Consider the following 18,172-nt stretch of genomic DNA (forward strand, 5'->3'; position numbering starts at 1 on the left):
CTCATTTTCTGCTCTCACTTGCGAGCCGGTCGAGACGCTCCGCGAAGGGATCGTCTCCGCTCGCGGTGCGATCATTCGTGATCAGCAGCAGGCGATCGCCGCCTGCCGCCGCGTCCCAGCGTGGCAGGTCGGGACCGTTGGGATCGCCGCTCCTGGCGAAGTTGATCCAGTAGCTGCGCATGCGGCTTGCGAGCTCGCGATCGCGCCGTGAGAAGATGCCGGCACCGGGCACGCCTTCGACGCCGAAGATGAACTGCAATTCCCGCCCGTGACCGCCGTCCGGGTTGGTGCGCCGGGCCTCCGGCACGTAGGCGAAGCGATAGCGGAAGGTCGGCGCGCCGCTTGCGGCGTGCAGACGAGCCAGCAGCCTCACCGGCTCGGAGAAGACCTTGTCGGTATAAAACCTTGCCGCGAGGTCCGACGCTTTGGCGAGGTCGGGATAGAGCTTGCGCAGGTCATCGACGGCGGTGCCAGACGATGCAAGCGCCTCGGCGATGTCAGGCTCGCTGTCGAAATCCGTCTCGTCATCGTTGGAGCCGATGATCAGGGGAATCCGCCCTTCATGCCCGGCCGCAAAACCTGCGGCGATATCTTCTCTCACGAGGCTTCCATCGATCGTCGGCGCAAAGCCGAGCGGGACTTTCGCGAGCAGCTTCTTTTCGGCGGCAAGCAGCCGTGCAGGCCCGATCGCACGCGCGTTGGTTTCCTTGGCATCCGGTCCGAGCGTCGCGACGAATTGCAGGCCCCAGGCCTCCGCCTCCTGCCGCGAGCGCAGGCGCACGCGGCCGGGCACCGATTGCAGGATGGCTTTCTGAAACAGACCACGCACCTCGTCGCACAGCATCAACAGCGCGATCGACGTCGCGCCGGCACCATTGCCGAACAGGGTGACGTTCCCGGGATCGCCGCCGAACGCCGCGATGTTGTCGTGGACCCAATGCAGCGCCGCGATCTGGTCCATCAGTCCGTAGTTTCCGGAGCCGCCTTCCGAGAGCGACGGGTGGGTGAGCCAGCCGAGCACACCGACGCGATAATTCACGGTCACCACGATGAGGCCGGCCTGCGCGAGTTTCGCGCCGTCGAACATCGGATCGTTCGCGGTGCCGCCGACGAAGGCGCCGCCATGAATGAACATCATCACCGGCAGCGGGCCGTCGACGCCGAAGGGGCGGAACACATTGAGCGTGAGGCAATCCTCGCTCGCCTTTGGCAGCGACGGCTGGAGGCAGGGCGCGCCGTACTCGTAGGCGGTGCGCATCTCAGAACTCTCGGCCGTTGCCTCCGGCGAGCGCCAGCGCAGCGGGCCGACCGGCGGCGCTGCATAAGCGAGCCCCTTGAAAAACGCCACCTCGCCTTCGACGCCGCCGAGCATCTGGCCTTCGCGCGTCAACGCGAATGGAAACTGTCCGACCGGTTGGGCCATGGCCGAACCGGCGAGGCAAAGGAATGCGGAAACCACGATGAGCGCAAGCAGGGACCGCATCTTGGGGATCTCAATGCGCGGAGAAGTTCCCCGGAAGGTTACGTCTACGGCTGACGGAGAAGCAAGCTCCGGTCTTACCTCTCCCCGCGAGAGCGGGGCGAGGGAGCGCACCTGCGCTGCGGCCAGAGCTCAACTCACTTACGGCCTCCGGCTAGCTGCCCTTGGCAATGATCTCCGCCAGCGCGCGCCGCGCGACGATGCCAAGCTCACCAAGCGTGGAGTGACCGGCCTGCGCCGCCTCGATCAGGCGCTCGGCGATGAATTTGCGGCTGTCGTGATCGCCACCATGCGGCAGTTGGCGGCACGTCTCCTCCAGGACGACGTCCATGTTCGCTTTCGTCCGCTCACTCAACTCTGTCATGACGCCCGGTCGGTACGCGTGGCTTGTAATCGCAAGCATACACAGAAGGATGTGGTCTGATTAGACCGGACAATCCCGGCGATTGTGCATCGCGGTGCGTGTATCGCCGCAACCTTCGCGCGGCCAAAATCACGCCGCGATCGACTACCGAAGATTGCACTTGTCCTGATGACAAGCCGAGCCTGCAGCGTTAGCCTGCCGGCAAAACAAAATACACGGGAGGAATGCCATGCCTGACGCAATGGTCGCCGCACGCGAGTCCAAAGCGGCCAGTGGAACAGCCCAGCAAGTCGACGTTGCGGTGGTCGGCGCCGGATTTGCCGGCCTTTATCTGCTTCATCGCCTGCGCCAGGCCGGCTTCACGACGGTCGCCCTTGAAGAGGCCGGCGATGTCGGCGGCACCTGGTACTGGAACCGCTACCCCGGCGCGCGCTGCGACATCCAGACCATCGACTACAGCTACACCTTCGATCCGGAACTCGAGGCGGCCTGGGCCTGGTCGGAGAAATACGCGACCCAGCCCGAGATCCTGCGCTATCTCGGCTTCGTCGCCGACCGCTACGAGCTGCGCCGCGACATCCGCTTCGGGACCAAGGTCACCGAAGCCAAATGGAACGAGGCGGCTGAGCGCTGGCAGCTCACCACCGACAATGGCGCGCCGGTCTCCTGTCGCCATTACATCATGGCCACGGGCTGCCTCTCCGCACCAAAGCCGCCGGAGATCGACGGGGTCAAGGACTTCAAAGGCGAAGTCTATTTCACCGGCCGCTGGCCGCATGACGGCGTCAATCTTGCGGGCAAGCGCGTCGCCGTGATTGGCACAGGCTCGTCAGGCATCCAGTCGATCCCGCTGATCGCCGAACAGGCCGCGCATCTCACCGTGTTTCAGCGCACGCCGAATTTCGCGCTGCCGGCGCACAACGGCCCCGCGCCCTCCGACCGCATGAGCCTGCTGCAAGGCGACCGCGCGGCCTATCGTGAGCAGGCGCGCCAGTCGATGGCCGGCGTGCCCTATCCGCAGCAGACGGCCGTCAGCTGGCAGCTCAGCGATGCCGAGCGCCGCGCACGGTTCGAGGAGGCGTGGGGCAAGGGCGATCTCGTCTATATCCTCACCCAGCTCTGGGCCGACCAGGCGGTCGACGTCGACGGCAACAAGCTGATCTGCGACCTCATCCGCGAAAAGATCTCGGCGACCGTGAAGGATCCCGAGACGGCGGCGGCACTGATGCCGCACGACCATCCCTTCGGTGCAAAACGTCCCTGCCTCGACACCAACTATTACGCGACCTACAACCGGCCGAACGTCACGCTGGTCAATCTGCGCCAGGAGCCGATCAAGGCGATCACCGCAACCGGCATCACGACGGCCAGGCGCAGCGTCGACGTCGACGTCATCGTGTTCGCGACCGGCTTCGACGCCATGACCGGCGCGATCCGCGCGGTGCATCCGATCACCGGGCGCGGCGGCAAGTCGCTATCGGATGTCTGGGCGCAGGGGCCACAGACCTATCTCGGGCTCACGGTCGAGGGCTTCCCGAACTTCTTCATGATCACCGGTCCGGGCAGCCCGTCGGTCCTGTCGAACATGGCGGTGTCGATCGAGCAGCATGTCGACTGGGTCGTGGACCGGCTCAGGGCTTTGCGCGATGCCGGCTTCACCACCATCGAGCCGACCGAGACGGCGCAGGCCGGCTGGGGCCAGCACATGGCCGACTGCTCGATGCTGACGCTGCACCGGCTCGCCAACACCTGGTACACGGGCGCGAACGTACCCGGCAAGGTGCAGGGCCTGATGCCCTATACCGGCGGTGTCGGTCCCTACCGCAGCATCTGCGATGAGGTCGTCAGCCGCGGCATGCTCGGGTTCAAGCTCACCGGCCCCAAAGTCGCCGCGCAGTGCAATGACGGCGAGGTGGTGCGGCTGCAGCCGGATGTGCGGCTGGTGCTGAACCTGCTGGCAACGCTGAACCTGCCACCGATCGAGTCGATGGGCGCGCTCGGCGCCCGCGCCTTCGTCAACGAGTTCAACAAGGGCCGTCCGGCGGGGCGACCGATCGGCGATGTCGTCGACGGAACGCTGCCGGGCACCGACGGCCCGCTCCCCTATCGTGTCTACAAGCCTGCAACCCCGGGGCCGCATCCGGTCGTAGTCTATTTCCACGGCGGCGGCTGGGTGCTCGGTGACGAGCAGTCGGACGATCCGTTCTGCCGCGACATGGTGCGACGGACCGGGATGATGTTCGTCAGCGTCGGCTATCGCCACGCGCCGGAGCATCGCTTCCCCACCGCGGCCGAGGACGGCTATGCGGCGACGCGCTGGATCGCCGAGCACGCCGCCGAGCTCGGCGGCAAGCCGGGCCCGGTGCTGGTCGCGGGCTGGAGCGCCGGCGGCAACATCGCCGCCGTCACCTGCCAGCTCGCGCGCGATCGCGGCGGGCCCGAGATCGCCGGCCAGCTCCTGGTGTGCCCGGTCACCGACTGCGACTTCGATCGTTCCTCCTACAACGACAATGCGACCGGCTACTTCCTGACGCGCTCGCTGATGTACTGGTTCTGGGACCTCTACTGCTCGCCGGCCGACCGTACTGATCCGCGTGTCTCGCCGCTCCGCGGCAAGGTCTCGGGCCTGCCGCCGGCCTTCGTCGTCACCTGCGAGTTCGATCCGCTGCGCGACGAAGGCATCGCCTATGCCGAAGCGATGGCCGCTGCCGGCGTCCCGGTCGAGCAGCTCAAGGCGCGCGGCCAATTCCACTCGTCCTTTGCGATGGTCGACGTGGTGATCACCGGAGTGCCAGGCCGGGTGCAGATGGCCGAGGCCCTGCGGCGTTTTGCCGGGCTTCCGCCGGAGGTCAGCCTCGGCGACGAGCACAGCCACGGTCACACCAGCCCGGGACACAAAATCGCAGCGGCCGCGAGCTAGTCGCGACAAGGCAGCCGGGAACCTTTTCCCGGCCGCCGCGTTGGGAGATGTGGCATCGAGATGCAGCGATAGGTATGGGCCCCGGAGCGCAAGTCTGCGCGCTGGGGTTCTTTTTGCGTGAGGCGAGGCGATGGGGGACGTGGTTGCGGATTCAAAGGTCGATTTCGGCGCACGTGCAGCGCTGTATAAATGGCCGTCACTTGCCAACCAGCGCCGGCCGGACCGCGAGTCCTACCAGGTAAGCGAGGGCACGCTCGACGAATGCATCTCGGCGTTCATGGACAAGCCGGCGGCGACCCGGCATCTCTATGAGATCCGCACGGCGGCGCAGCCGCCGCTGGTCACGGATATCCTCTCGCCCGAGCACGTCATCGAGCTATCGCGCCTGAGAGAATTTCTCTGATTGCGTGCAGACGCCAGGGCTGCGCGTGCCAAGGCTGCACGTGCACGACAAGCTTTTCCCACACATAGGAACCTTCTTCCGGTTTTTCCCGTTAACGGAGATCGGAAGCCAAGGCGTGAGTGTCCAAGATGCCGAGACCTGGCGTGCCATCCACGGTCGTGCCTTATGGCGCAGACCAGACCCTGTTCGTGGTGATCGATCGCCGCGACGAGGCGACCGAAATCCGCGTCGAGCGAAGCGATCTCGAGACCACGATCGGCGAGCTCGTCGCCGGCTGCTTCAACGACCCGATCAAGGTGATCTCGTTCAACACGCTCGAACACTGGATGAAGGACATCTCGACCGACGTCGCCGGCGAGATTCGCGCGCGATGCGACATCGATGGCGTGACACTGCCCGACTATCTCAGCGATTTCGTCGAAAGCCACACCTGATCGCGCGTTATCGTTGTTGATACGCCGCAATTCGCAGGCAACAAAAAAAGCGCCGCTTCCGCGGCGCTTTTCGTGTGGCAACCTCAGTGATGCCAGAACAATGCCAGCAGCAGAATGATCGGCAGCGGCACGCCAAGCAACCAAAGCAAAGCACCTCGTCCAAAACCCATGGCTCTCTCCTCCTCTTGCATCACGGACATGACGCGGGAAATGAGAGGAAGTTCCGAGCGCTGCAGTGAGGGCGAATGCGCTCAGAGCATGGTTTATGAGGGTTGGGCGCGCCGATACTGGCCGGCGATGACCTCGATCTCGCGGCGGCGTTCGTCGGCGAAGGCCAGGAGCTTTTCGATCGTCAGCGTATCCGTGATCCGTTTGGCGAGCCGCTCGGCACGCGCGGCCTGATCTTCGAGATACTGGATCGTGTTCAAGCGCCCGCCTCCCCAAAAGCCCCGAATTGTTTGGGCAACCATGGTGCTTGAGAAGCGGCTAACAGACGGTTAAGTGGCGGCTCGCATCGATGAATCGCCCCTCACCGCACGACGTCGAGCCTGACATTGGCGATGCCCTTGTCCACCATGCCGAGCGCCTCGGCCGCAGAAGGCGAGATGTCGACCACGCGTCCGCGAACATAGGGCCCGCGATCGTTGACCCTGACGGTCACGAAGCGGCCGGAGGAAACATCGGTGACGCGCAGCTTCGTGCCGAACGGCAGGCTGGGATGCGCCGCGGTCAATTCGTTCTTGTCGAACCTCTCGCCGCTCGCGGTCTCCGTATCCGAATAGAAGCTGGCAACGCCATGTGAGGCGGTTCGCTTGTCATCACCGTTGGGGACACGCGCCCGGCTGATCGGCCGTGGATGCAACGCCGCCACGCGATGCGGCCGCTCGATTGCGGCCTGCCGGCCGGTGCCGGCGAGATCGGCCTTCTGGCGGCCGACCGGAGATTGCGCGCAGGCAGCGAGCGAGGCCGCGCCAATGATGGCGAGCAGCAACCGGCACGAGGTCGCGGGGGAAATCCGGGCACTTTCGGCACGTGCAAAGCGAGACATGATACGCCCCTCCGAACGGCCTCAAGTTCGGTGGGCAATGAGGGCAGAACCTTGTCGGAACAAAAGCGGGCCTGAGGCCAGGGCTTTTTCCCAACCGGCTGTGACGATTCCACCACACTGGCATGTCCTGAATCGGGACAAATCAGCGAGAAATCAGCTTGATACGGCGCGCTTGGCGATCGGGCGCGCCCCCGGTTGAGTACCGTCCGGATCGGCCTCACACTTGTCCGTCACCCGGATCGCGCCGGACGATGCTGCGCGTTGCCTGATCCGCCCCTCCATCCTCTCTTTCGTTCTTACAGGGAGCGAGGGGCCGCCTCCGCGCGTTCGCCTCAGTATTTCGGCTCGTACATCTGCGACTGGACCAGAGCCTTTACGTCGTTGGGCGCGGGGCCGTCGGCGAGCCCGCGCTGATAGGCAACGTCTGCCACTGCGGCGGCAATGCGGGCCGAGACTTCGCGGATGCGGGGGAGTGCCGGATAGAGGCTGCCCTGCGCGAGGTCTTCCTTACCGACGCAATCGGCGAGCGAATGGGCGGCGGCCATGAACATCTCGTCGGTGACGAGACGCGAGCGGGTGGCGATGACGCCGAGGCCGACGCCGGGGAAGATGTAGGAGTTATTGCCCTGGCGCGGCACGAAGGTGCGGCCATTGAGCTTCACGGGGTCGTAGGGGCTGCCGCAAGCGAACAGCGCGCGGCCCTCGGTGTAGCGATAGGCATCCTCCGCCGAGCATTCCGCCTTCGAGGTCGGGTTGGACAGCGCGAACACGATCGGATGCTCGTTGAGCCCGGCCATCGCCTTGAGCACGTCGGGCGTGAAGGCGCCGCCGACCGCGGCGACGCCGATGATCGCCGTCGGCTTCAGCGTCTTGATCGCGGTGAGGAAGTCGGAGATCGGCGCCTGGCCGGCATGCGCGTAGCGGAGCTTGTGGCCGGACAGACCATCCCGGCCGCTGACGACGAGGCCGCGGGAATCCACCAGCCAGTTGCGGCGGAGCGCCTCGGCCTCAGTGGCGCCCTCGGCCATCATGGCGGAGACCACGAGATCGGCGATGCCGGTCGCCGCCTCGCCCGCACCGAGGAACAGGATCTTCTGATCTTTCAGCTTGCCGCCGGAGATGCGCAAGCCTGAGAACAGGCCGGCAAGCGCCACCGCCGCGGTGCCCTGGATGTCGTCGTTGAAGACGCAGGCTTCATCGCGATATTTGTGCAGCAGCTTGAACGCCGAGTGATTGGCAAAATCCTCGAACTGGATCAGCACACCCGGGAACGTCTTTCGCGCGGCGACCATGAACTCGTCGACGAAGCTGTCATAGGCCTCGCCGGTGAGCCGCCGCTCGCGCAGGCCGAGATAATAGGGATCGTTCAACAGCTCTTCATTGTTGGTGCCGACGTCGAGCACGATCGGCAGGCAATGCTCGGGATGCACGCCGGCGCAGGCCGAATAGAGCGAGAGCTTTCCGACCGGAATACCCATGCCGTTGGCGCCGAGATCGCCGAGGCCCAGGATGCGCTCGCCATCGGTGACCACGATCAGCCTGGCCGGATAGGGCCAGTTCTTCAGGATCTCCGCGATCTGGCCGCGATCGCGCGAGGAGATGAACATGCCGCGCGGCCGCTGGAAGATCAGGCCGTACTTCTGGCAGGCGAGCCCGACGGTCGGCGTGTAGATGATCGGCTGGATCTCGTCGATATTGTCTACGACGACGCGGAAGAACAGCGCCTCGTTGCGGTCATGCAGCGCATTCAGCGCGACATATTTTTCGAGATCAGTCGGCAGCATACGCAGATTGGTGAGCACACGATCGACCTGCGTCTCCATCGTCAGCACGCAGGGCGGCAAGAGGCCGCGCAGGCCGAGCGCGGCGCGCTCCGCCTCAGTGAAGGCGGTGCCCTTGTTGAGCAAGGGATCGCGCAGCAGCGTCATGCCGTGCGATTGATCGGACGATGGCGACTGGGCAGCGACCCGGGCAGGTCTATTCACGAATTCCCCCAAGGAGTTTCTTATTGAACAACAAGCATTGTCGGCCAGCGCTCCCCGGAGATCAAGGACATAGGAAGTTCATGTGTCGATTATGATCTCGCACCGCAGCGAGAATTTTAGTGCAGCTCGCAGATCAAGCGCGAGGCAAAGGTTAACACCGCAAGGCTCTTGTCCCTCATGGTGAGGAGCGCGGCACGCGCGTCTCCGGACGATGCCTTGCATCGCCTGGCGAACCATGAAGGCCCCGATCTCGCCTGCGGCCATCCTTCAAGACGCCCGCTTTCGCAGGCTCCTCAGGATGAGGGCGTGTTACGAGGCGACACGCTACTCCGGCTTGATGTCGGCGGCCTTCACAATCGGCCACCATTTCTCGGTCTCGGCCTTCTGGAAGGCGGCGAGTGCCGCAGGCGATTGCTGGTCCCGCGGTGGAATTTCCTGCCCCAATTCGCCAAAGCGCTGCTTGACGGAAGCGTCAGCGAGCACGGCGACGATGGCCGCGTTGAGCTTTGTGATGATGTCCTTCGGCGTGTTCTTCGGCGCCCAGATGCCGTGCCAGTAGGAGATGTAGAGGCCCGGCAGGCCCGCCTCGTCGACCGTCGGAACATCAGGTGCGGATGCTAGCCTTGTCGGCGAGGTCACGGCGAACGCCTTGATCGCACCGTTCTTGTATTGCGGCAGCGAGTTCGAGGCCTGATCGAACATGATGTCGATCTGGCCTGCCACGAGATCGATCATTGCGGGCCCCGCGCCGCGATAGGGCACGAACTGGAAGTCGGTGCCGGTCCTTTCCTTGAAGAAGACGCCGGCCACATGGGCGCCGGTGCCGGCGCCGGCCGTCCCGGCAGTGGCCTTGCCGGGGTTGGCCTTCAGCCACGCGATCATGTCCTTCAGATTGTTGGCCTCGAGCGACTTCCGGCCGACGATGAGCTGCGTCCCCATCGCAATCGCCGCGACCGGCTCGAAATCGGCGATGACGTCGTAGGGCAGCTTGAAGATGGCACCATTGAGCACATGGGTGCCCCAATGGCCGATGGTGATCGTCGTGCCGTCAGGGGTTGCACGCGCGACGCGGGCGCCCGCGATGCTGCCGGAGGCGCCGGCGACGTTCTCGACCACCACCGTCGTGTGCAGCTCGGCAGCGATCCGCTCGGACAGGATGCGCGCCAGCGTGTCGGTCGGCCCGCCCGCTGCAAACGGCACCACGAGCGTAATGGGGCGCGATGGAAAGGGCTGGGCGCCTGCCGGCGCGGCCGCTGCCGCGCATCCGATCAACACGCCAATGACGATCAGGTGACCGCGCAATCCGGCCCACAGCCCCCGCATCGTTCTCTCCCACCCTTTTTGCCGCCCGCATGTTGTCAGCGCGCTGGAGCCGGAGTGAACGCTGCCGGAGGAGTGGAGGCAAGGGGGAAGTTTGTCGAGCCGTTATCCTGCGGCTCGCCGCGGCGTGAGGTTTGCGGCACTGTCAGCCGGCGGCGCGACGTGCATCAGAATGGTCTGGGTCGCCGATGCGACCTCGATGCCGTTCTGCTGGAAGCGCTGCTTCATGCGGCGGTTGAACTCGCGCTGGACCGGCCAGCGCCCGGCCTCGGTGCAGCGGATCTGGCCGACGATCGACACCATCGCGCCATCGACCTTGTCGACGCCCCAGAGCTCGAGGTCGCCGCGGATCAGCGCGCGGAATTCACTCTCGCGGCGCATCTCGTCGACGATGTCCTTGAGGATTTGGCCGGCGCGGTCGGTGTCCTCCTTGTAGGCCACGTTTACGCTGACGGACGCATTGCCCGCGCCGCGGCTGGCATTGGTGATGGTCGTGACCGCGCTGAACGGCACGATGTGCACGGCACCGTCGCCTGCGCGCAGGCGGATGGTGCGGATCGAGACGTTCTCGACGACGCCTGAGAGCCCCGACACGCTGACATTGTCGCCGACCTGCACCGTGTTCTCCAACAGCAGGAACAGGCCGGTGATGAGATCCTGCACCAGTTTTTGCGAACCGAAACCGATGGCGATGCCGACGATGCCGGCGCCTGCGAGCAGCGGGGCGACATTGACGCCGATCTCACTGAGCGCCGTGAGGCCGACGACGGCGGCGATCACGCAGAGCAGCGCGGTGCGCAGCATCGGCTGGAAGGTCCGGAGGCGCGCGGCGCGGGCGTAGTGCCCGTCGCGGGACAGCGCATTGATCTGGCGATCCAGCAGCGCGTTGCTGATCTCCCAGATAGCCGCAGCGACGAATACGGCAACGCCGATCGTCACCACGGCCGAGATCAGCCGTCCGCCGATCTGGCCGCCATAGAACCAGACGATGGCGTCCACGCCCCAGACTTCGAGCACGGCCACGAAGCCGATGAAGGCGATCACGCTGGACACGATCTTGCGCAGCAGCGGCAGATAGCGGTTGGCCCGGATTTCCAGCCCCGGAAAGCGCTGGAGGATCTCCGGCTTGATGCGGAAGCCGCGGTCGATCAGGCCCAGCGTCAGCATGATGGCAACGCGCGTGATCAGCGCCACCGCGATGGTGCCGACGAAATATTGCAGCAGCAGCGCATAGCCGTTGCGGATGTTCAGCGCCCACACCGCCCACAGCGCAAGATCGAGCGCGATCGCAAGATAATGCCAGCCACCGGCGATGCGGTTGCGCAGGCGCGCCGCAATCCCCGGCCGCTCGGCGGGCGCGCGAATGGCTTCGGCGACCTGGCGGCGGCATTGCAGGATGATGACGACGACGAAGAGATGCACGACCAGCATCACCATGCGCAGCAGCGCGGCGTAGCCGGCGCGATGCAGACCGAGCAGCAGCGCCACATTGGCAAAGGCGATGCCGGAGACGCCGACGCCGACGATGCGGCGCGCCCAGATCTCGATATAGGCCGCGGTCTCAGCCCGAACCGGAAACAGGCCGGACGGCCCCGCCAGCGCACGGACCACGCAGATGAGCCCGCGCGAGAACGCATAGGCGTTGACGACCGCGAGGATCACGAGGCGGACGGTCGTGGGCTCGCCGATCTCCGTTCCGAGCAGCGCGGTGGCGATGCCCACGAAGACGAACACGGGAAGCAGTTCGAACACCAGGCGCGCCAGCACAAAGGGCAGCCGCAGCACGACCTGCCAGATCCGCACGAGACTGTGGCGGCGCTTGTGCAGTTCGGGCTCCGGGGTGACATCGGTCACCGATGACGGCGGATCTGCAATGGGCAGCGCCTGCGCCGGCAGATGCGCGGCCTGCGGCACGCGACCTTCCAGGAACACGACCGGACGGCGGATCAGACGAAAGATCATCCACTCGGCGGAGAGGGCGCAGCCGAGCACCAGCGCGAGCTTCCAGGCGATCTCGATCAGGAGGTTGTAGGCCGCGGGATCGTTCGCGGTTCGCATGATCCAGTAATAGAAGGCCGGGAAGTGCGTGAGCGTCCGCGCCACGCCGGCGATCTCGCCCGAGATCTCGCCGATCTGCTCCGATACCGTGAGCAGGAGCTGCGCACCGAGGCCATCGGCCGAAAGCGGGATCGGCGATTTCTGCTCGGGCGCGGACGGCGCAGGCTGCTGCTGACCTGATACATTCGCGATCGCGCGCAGCGTGTCGATCATCTGCGCGCGTTTCTGGTCGTCCTGCAGCGTCTCCAGCGCGCGCCTGGCCTCGTCCGGCGACAGCGTGGCCGCACCCTTGGTCGCCGGCGCACGCGCCTCGGCCTGGGCGCCGGAGAGGGATGAGATGGCGAGGAAGAGCGCTGCGAGGAGCGCCGAGGCAAGCTTATGCGACACGAGGATTCCTTGAAAAAATGAATGCGCAGGCGGCGACGGGGCCGTCACCGCCGAAGCACGTGCGTCATGTCGGATGGTCGTTATTCGCCCCGGCGCTGTGTCGGAAGTTGGCCAAGGAGGCGACATTCTCTTGGCATTTGCCGCGATGCAGGAAGCAGGAACCCCGTTTCCGACACGGCGAAATACCGGCTCGCGGGCGCGCGTCGATACAGCACGATGCTCACGCCAAAACCTCTCCCGTCATTCCGGGATGGCTCCGGAACGACGGTGAGGAGGAGGAGGAGAAATGAAGCGTGATGCCAATCGCTCTGCGAAGCACACCGCCGGGCAGGTAGGGGCCTTGCCTCACTGATGGAGCCCTCTAAACCTTGACCCGGCGTGCCGTTCGCGGTTTCTGCCGCTATGCGATAGTCCGAACGAGCTCCATCGCACTTAACGCGGCTGGATCTGCGGAGGTGGTGTCATAGACCTCCCCTTGCTCATGAGGTGGACGTTGCGCGTCGCGTATTCGCGACCAACGTCATGCTCCTCCCGTGACATAGAACTGTCAAGCAGGATCAATGGCTTTGAAATCACATTTGAGGGCGTGTTCCAGGCCGTTCCCGCGACAGATTGGTCGCATGAGGCGACGGAATAAATCCCTTCCAGCAGCGTTTGTATCGAAGAGATTGTCCGTCCTCATTATTTCCAGAAAGCCAGAGATGAAAGCATTGACTTGCATGGCCGTTCTCGCTGCCCTGGTGACCGGATCGGCATTCGCGCAAACCCCGCCGCAGACCTCCACCAGAAAGGTCGACGGCACCGACAATGTCTACATCTTCCGCTATGGCGGCCATCAGTCGATGTTCGTGGTGACGCCGAAGGGCGTGATCGCAACCGACCCGATCTCCTACTTGCGACCCGCCAAGCCCTATATCGACGCGATCAAGGCGGTCACCGACCAGCCGATCAAATACGTCGTCTACAGCCATCATCACTACGACCACATCGCCGGCGGCCAGCCATTCAAGGATCTCGGCGCCACCTTCATCGCGCATCGGCGGACCAAGGAGCGCCTGCTCGAGCTGAAGAAGCAGAATGCGCTGCTCGCCGACGTCGTGATGCCGGATCAGGTGGTGGACGACAAGAAGAGCATCACGCTCGGCGGCACCACGCTGGAGCTGAACTATGTCGGCCGCAACCATTCCGACAATTCGCTGGTGATGCGGCTGCCGAAGGAGAAGATCGTCTTCGTGGTCGATTTCGCGCCGATCGAGTCCGTCCAGTTCCGCAACATCCCCGACAATGTCTCGCCGCTGGAATATATCGCTTCGCTGAAGAAGCTGGCGTCGCTCGACTGGGAGCGGATGATCCCCGGCCACCCCAATGCCGGCGGGCGGCTCGGCACCAAGAAGGACGTCGAGGACGACATCGCCTACATGGAGGATCTCTCCGCCGAGGTGAAGAAGGCGGCGGACGCCGGCAAATGCATCGATACCGCGATGAAGGAAGTGAAGCTGCCGAAATACGAGAAGTGGGCGAATTACGAGACCGCGCTGCCCGCCAATGTCGAGCGCTTCTGCTACTGGTGGGGCCGCGGGTACTAGCAAGCCGCTTGCAGAGAAACTCGTAGGGTGGGCAAAGCAACGAGACGCGCAAGGCGCGGCTCGTCGCGTGCCCACCATGCCAGCCGCGATCGTGGAGAGACGGTGGGCACGGCGCAAGGGCGCCTTTGCCGACCCTACGAGATCAGAGATCGCAGCTACGACCTGCGGCAGACAGGTCGCTTTGCCCGCCCGGCCCGGTCTGCGGCGATGATGACATCATGCCCCTGTCTTGCCCGACGGGTCAAACGGACATCTTTAAATCCGAACAACAGCGACCGTTCGCCAAGCCGTTGATTCCACTGGCACCGGCTACTGTGCATGGGGTTGTTTTCGTACTTTTTCGATGACCGGCTCGGCTGGCCTAGAGAAACATGTCTGCCAGGTCGACCGTCGAGGACTTTCCGATCTGGTCGAAGTTTCGCGCCAGCCAGCTTCGCGCCGCCTCGCGGCCCTCGTCGCGCAGGCGACACAACAGGCTCCATTCGGGGTGGAACTGCGTGGCCGTGCCGAGCTGCGACATCAACTGGTCGTTGCCAATCCAATGTATGTACATGCGGCTATGCCTGCTGCTGTCGAGCTCGCCGTCGTCGATCAGCCGCGTGGCGAAGGCGATCGCGCGCATCTCGCGCATCAAGGACGAATTGAAGCTGATCTCGTTGATGCGGTGGAGGACATCGGCTGCACTGGTCGGCAGCTCGTTGCGCCGGATCGCCGTGACCTGCACGATGATGACGTCGTGACTGCGCTTGCGGTAGATCAACGGATAGATCGCGGGATTGCCGAGATAGCCGCCATCCCAATAATGCTCGCCGTCGATCTCGACGGCCTGGAAATACGGCGGCAGGCAGGCCGAGGCGAGCACGGTTTCCGCCGTGAGCAGCGGGCTCTGGAATACCTTGATCTTGCCGGTGCGAACGTTGGTGGCGTTGAGAAACAGCTGCGGCGCCTCGGGCGAGGAATTGAGCCGGTCGAAATCGACCACGCGCTGCAGCAGCGAGCGGAGCGGATTGAAATGAAAGGGATTGAGCAGGCCCGGCGGCAGCGTGTGCGTCAGCGTGTGGATGATTGCGTGGACCGGATGATATTCCGGCGGCAGCCTCAGGGCCTGTATCCACTGGTTCAGCGGCGACATCAAATCGTACGCCATGTCCATACGCGACACTTCGTACCAGAATGCGTGCAGGCTCTCCCGCGCGGCCTCCGCGCCGCCGTGCGCCATGCCGGAGGCCATCGCCACCGCATTCATGGCGCCGGCACTGGTCGCGCTGACCGCCTCGATCGCCAACCTGCCGTCTTCGAGCACCTGGTCGAGCACGCCCCAGACGAAGGCGCCGTGCGCGCCGCCGCCCTGGAGCGCGAAGTTGACGGTCTTGCGGTCCGCGGTCCGGTTGGCTGTCACTTTGCTTGCTTCTTGCTTCCCGTCGCTTCTTTCTCCAGCGCCTTGCGCACCTCTTCGAACTCCTCCAGCGAGGCCTTGTCGGCGCGGGGAAAGCGCAGGTCCAGCTTTTCGAGCGCAGCGTTGATCACCGAGCCAATCACGACGCGCGCGAACCATTTGTGATCGGCGGGCACGACATACCACGGCGCATGCGGCGTTGCCGTGTGGCGAACGATGTCTTGATAGACCGCCTGATAGCGCGGCCACAGCGCGCGCTCCTTGATGTCGTCCATGGAGAATTTCCACTGCTTGGCGGGCTCCTCCAGCCGGTCGAGGAAGCGCTGACGCTGCTCGTCCTTGGACAGGTTGAGAAAAAACTTCAACACCACGGTGCCGTTGCGCGTGAGGTAACGCTCGAAGGCGGAGATGTCCTCGAACCGCTCCTTCCAGATGTTCTTGGTCACGAGCTTCTGCGGCAGCTTCTCCTTGGCGAGGATCTCCGGATGCACGCGCGTCACCAGGCACTCCTCGTAATGCGAGCGGTTGAAGATGCCGATATGGCCGCGCTCCGGCAGCGCGGTGACGTGGCGCCAGAGGAAGTCGTGGTCGAGCTCCTTGCTGCTTGGCGCCTTGAAGGCATGGACATCGCAGCCCTGCGGGTTGATGCCCTCGAAAATCGCCTTGATCGCGGAATCCTTCCCCGCCGCGTCCATGGCCTGGAACACGATCAGCACCGACCAGCGGTCCTGGGCGTAGAGTTTCTCCTGGAACTCGATCAGCCGCTTCTTGTTGGCGTCGAGAATCTCCTGCGCCCTCTCCTTGTCGAGATCGCCCTTCTCGTTGGTCTTGTGCGCCTTGAGGTGAAACTTGCCCGAGCCGTCGTAGCGGAACGGCGTGATGTAACGGTCAAGTTCCTGGGCGAGCGATCTGGACGGCTTCTTGTTCATGGGCGCGGGGCACCTTGCGTTGCGGCTTCAGTCGGTCGAGCACGCTACCAAGGATACCCTTGGGAAGGAATATGATGAAAAGCACCAGCAGCACGCCGTAGACGAGATTGTCCCAGCCGACCGCCTTGGTGCCGAAGCCGATGCGCAAGCTCTCCGCCAGCAGGATCGTGATGACGGCACCGAAGGTCGGACCGAGCGAGACGAACAGGCCGCCGACGATGGCGGCAAACACCATCTGGAGCGACACCGCGATGCCGCTGACCGTGTCGGGCGTAATGAACATCTGGTACTGGCAGTAGATGGCGCCGGCGAGCGCCGTCATCAGCGCGCTGAGCAGCGTGATCTTCAGCTTCTCCGCGGTGACGTCGACGCCGGCGGCGGCCGCGGCGTCCTCGTCCTCCGAGATCGCCTCCAGCGCGTAGCGGCTCATGCTGCGGTCGACCCAGTGCCAGACCACGATGCCGAACAGCCAGACCCCGAGCGCGATCAGATACCAGGTCGTCTTGTCGTCGAATTGCAGCGCCAGCAGCTTGTTGCCCGAGGCGCGGTTCGGCGTGTAGCCGAGCGAGCCGCCGGTATAGTCACGTGTGGCGGTGATGACCTGGAGCACGATGCCCGACAGCGCCAGCGTCACCAGCACGAAATAGTGACCGGTGATGCGGAAGCGGAAGCAGGGATAGCCGACGATCAGCGCCAGCGTACCCGCCGCAGCCATGCTGATGGGAATGCCGATCCAGGGCGACCAGCCCAGATGATTCCACAGCAGCGCGGTGACATAGGCGCCGATGCCCATGAAGCCGCCATGGCCGAGCGAGACCAGGCCGAACCGCCCCATCATCGACCAGGACGTGTAGGCGAACGACCAGATCAGGATCAGCACCAGGATGTGCAGATGATAGGGATCGCGATAGACGAAGGGCAGCGCGACCAGCGCCGCCAGTCCCACCGCCCATGCAAGCCGCCCCTGCCCCGTCATCGGCGCCTCGCAAGCAGGCCCGCGGGCCGGATGAACATCATGACGATGAAGAAGGCGAAGGCGAGCACATAGCCCCATTCGAGGTCGGAGAACAGCCCGCCGAGCGAGATGATCTCGGCGAACACGAAGGCGGCGATGAAGCCGCCGATGAAATTGCCGAGGCCCCCGAGCACGCAGATCAGGAAGGTGATCGGCCCGAAGGACAGGCCGACGAAGGGGTGCACGTCGTATTGCAGCACCAGCAGGCAGGCGGCGAGGCCTGCGAGCGCGCCGCCGAGCGCCGAGGTGATGAGGTAGAGCTTCTTCGTATCGACGCCCATCAGCGCCATGATCTGCCGGTCCTGCGAGATCGCGCGGATCGCGGTTCCCGTGAAGGTGCGCGTCATGAACAGGTAGACGGCGACCATGCCGACCAGCGCAGCCAGAAACGACAGGAGTCGTGCGTAGCTGAAATTCATGTCGCCGAAGGCGAGCACCGGCAGGCGGATGCCGAGATTGCGGAAGTCGATGCCGAAGGCAACGGTCGCAAAACTCTGGAGCACGAACAGCACGCCACCGGTTGCGAGCAACTGGTTGATCGGCGGCGCGGTGAGCAGCGGCGCGATCACGAGGTAATGCAGCGCGGCGCCGAGCAGCGCGACAAGAAGAATGGTGAACGGCGCCGCGACGAAATAGCTGACGCCGTAATACTGCACCATGAAATACATGGCGTACATGCCGATCATCACGAGCTCGGCATAGCAGATCCAGGTCACGTCGATGACGCCGAAGATCAGATTGAGCCCGAGCGCAAGCAGCGCCAGCACGCCGCCGAGCAGGATACCGTTGATCACGGCCTCCAGCAGGTAGATGTCGAAAATGTCCAGGAATGCCTGCATGCCCCTGC

15 protein-coding genes are annotated in these 18,172 nt (G+C 64.5%); 4 read left to right on the top strand and 11 right to left on the bottom strand.

The genetic code is table 11. The features are described 5' to 3' along the window. Nucleotide 1 precedes the first annotated feature (1 nt). Nucleotides 2-1,483, bottom strand: coding sequence for a carboxylesterase/lipase family protein (locus BJA_RS32720; RefSeq protein ID WP_038966490.1), 1,482 nt, complete (start codon nt 1,481-1,483; stop codon nt 2-4). A gap of 151 nt (nt 1,484-1,634) precedes the next feature. Then, nucleotides 1,635-1,883: a hypothetical protein gene (locus BJA_RS32725; protein WP_011089204.1), complete on the bottom strand. Its 249-nt coding sequence runs from the start codon at nt 1,881-1,883 to the stop codon at nt 1,635-1,637. Nucleotides 1,884-2,073: 190 nt separating this feature from the next. On the opposite strand from BJA_RS32725, the gene BJA_RS32730 reads away from it, so the two are divergent. The 3 genes from BJA_RS32730 to BJA_RS32740 all read left to right on the top strand — a co-directional run bounded on the left by BJA_RS32730 (nt 2,074) and on the right by BJA_RS32740 (nt 5,601). After that, nucleotides 2,074-4,764, top strand: coding sequence for a flavin-containing monooxygenase (locus tag BJA_RS32730; protein ID WP_011089205.1), 2,691 nt, complete (start codon nt 2,074-2,076; stop codon nt 4,762-4,764). Between the two features lie 130 nt (nt 4,765-4,894). Next, nucleotides 4,895-5,167 carry a hypothetical protein gene (locus tag BJA_RS32735; RefSeq protein ID WP_011089206.1) on the top strand — a complete coding sequence of 91 codons (273 nt, stop codon included), beginning with the start codon at nt 4,895-4,897 and terminating at the stop codon, nt 5,165-5,167. A gap of 128 nt (nt 5,168-5,295) precedes the next feature. Continuing rightward, entirely contained in the window at nt 5,296-5,601 is a 306-nt protein-coding gene (locus tag BJA_RS32740; protein WP_028176148.1) for a hypothetical protein, read from the top strand. A 263-nt stretch (nt 5,602-5,864) separates the two neighbouring features. Here the strand turns inward: BJA_RS32740 and BJA_RS42450 are convergent, their stop codons facing one another. The 5 genes from BJA_RS42450 to BJA_RS32760 all read right to left on the bottom strand — a co-directional run bounded on the left by BJA_RS42450 (nt 5,865) and on the right by BJA_RS32760 (nt 12,399). Further along, nucleotides 5,865-6,029 carry a hypothetical protein gene (locus tag BJA_RS42450; RefSeq protein WP_165448170.1) on the bottom strand — a complete coding sequence of 55 codons (165 nt, stop codon included), beginning with the start codon at nt 6,027-6,029 and terminating at the stop codon, nt 5,865-5,867. Nucleotides 6,030-6,130: 101 nt separating this feature from the next. Next, on the bottom strand, nt 6,131-6,649 hold the full coding sequence (locus tag BJA_RS32745) for a septal ring lytic transglycosylase RlpA family protein (protein WP_011089208.1): 519 nt from the start codon (nt 6,647-6,649) through the stop codon (nt 6,131-6,133). A gap of 332 nt (nt 6,650-6,981) precedes the next feature. Further along, nucleotides 6,982-8,634: an NAD-dependent malic enzyme gene (locus tag BJA_RS32750; protein WP_074077674.1), complete on the bottom strand. Its 1,653-nt coding sequence runs from the start codon at nt 8,632-8,634 to the stop codon at nt 6,982-6,984. Between the two features lie 324 nt (nt 8,635-8,958). Then, the gene (locus BJA_RS32755) at nt 8,959-9,957 is read right to left on the bottom strand and encodes a tripartite tricarboxylate transporter substrate-binding protein (RefSeq protein WP_011089210.1); all 999 of its coding nucleotides are present in this window, start codon (nt 9,955-9,957) and stop codon (nt 8,959-8,961) included. Nucleotides 9,958-10,059: 102 nt separating this feature from the next. Then, entirely contained in the window at nt 10,060-12,399 is a 2,340-nt protein-coding gene (locus BJA_RS32760; RefSeq protein ID WP_038966489.1) for a mechanosensitive ion channel domain-containing protein, read from the bottom strand. A 701-nt stretch (nt 12,400-13,100) separates the two neighbouring features. Between BJA_RS32760 and BJA_RS32765 the strand changes: the two genes are divergently transcribed. Next, nucleotides 13,101-13,985, top strand: coding sequence for an MBL fold metallo-hydrolase (locus BJA_RS32765; protein WP_028176150.1), 885 nt, complete (start codon nt 13,101-13,103; stop codon nt 13,983-13,985). Nucleotides 13,986-14,346: 361 nt separating this feature from the next. On the opposite strand, the gene BJA_RS32770 is transcribed toward BJA_RS32765, so the two are convergent. Genes BJA_RS32770 through BJA_RS32785 form a run of 4 tightly spaced genes read right to left on the bottom strand, consistent with a single transcriptional unit; the run spans nt 14,347 to nt 18,164 of the window. Beyond that, nucleotides 14,347-15,384 (bottom strand): patatin-like phospholipase family protein, encoded by a 1,038-nt coding sequence (locus tag BJA_RS32770; RefSeq protein WP_011089213.1) that lies wholly within the window; start codon nt 15,382-15,384, stop codon nt 14,347-14,349. After that, a complete protein-coding gene (locus BJA_RS32775; protein WP_011089214.1) occupies nt 15,381-16,310 on the bottom strand; it encodes a polyphosphate kinase 2 family protein in 930 nt (309 codons plus the stop codon). The genes BJA_RS32770 and BJA_RS32775 overlap by 4 nt, the downstream gene beginning before the upstream one ends. Next, the gene (locus BJA_RS32780; protein ID WP_011089215.1) at nt 16,270-17,286 is read right to left on the bottom strand and encodes a branched-chain amino acid ABC transporter permease; all 1,017 of its coding nucleotides are present in this window, start codon (nt 17,284-17,286) and stop codon (nt 16,270-16,272) included. The genes BJA_RS32775 and BJA_RS32780 overlap by 41 nt, the downstream gene beginning before the upstream one ends. Then, nucleotides 17,283-18,164, bottom strand: coding sequence for a branched-chain amino acid ABC transporter permease (locus BJA_RS32785; RefSeq protein ID WP_011089216.1), 882 nt, complete (start codon nt 18,162-18,164; stop codon nt 17,283-17,285). Before BJA_RS32785 ends, BJA_RS32780 begins: the two co-directional genes overlap by 4 nt. Between the last annotated feature and the right edge of the window lie 8 nt (nt 18,165-18,172).

Source organism: Bradyrhizobium diazoefficiens USDA 110, from assembly GCF_000011365.1.
Classification (GTDB): Bacteria; Pseudomonadota; Alphaproteobacteria; order Rhizobiales; family Xanthobacteraceae; genus Bradyrhizobium; species Bradyrhizobium diazoefficiens.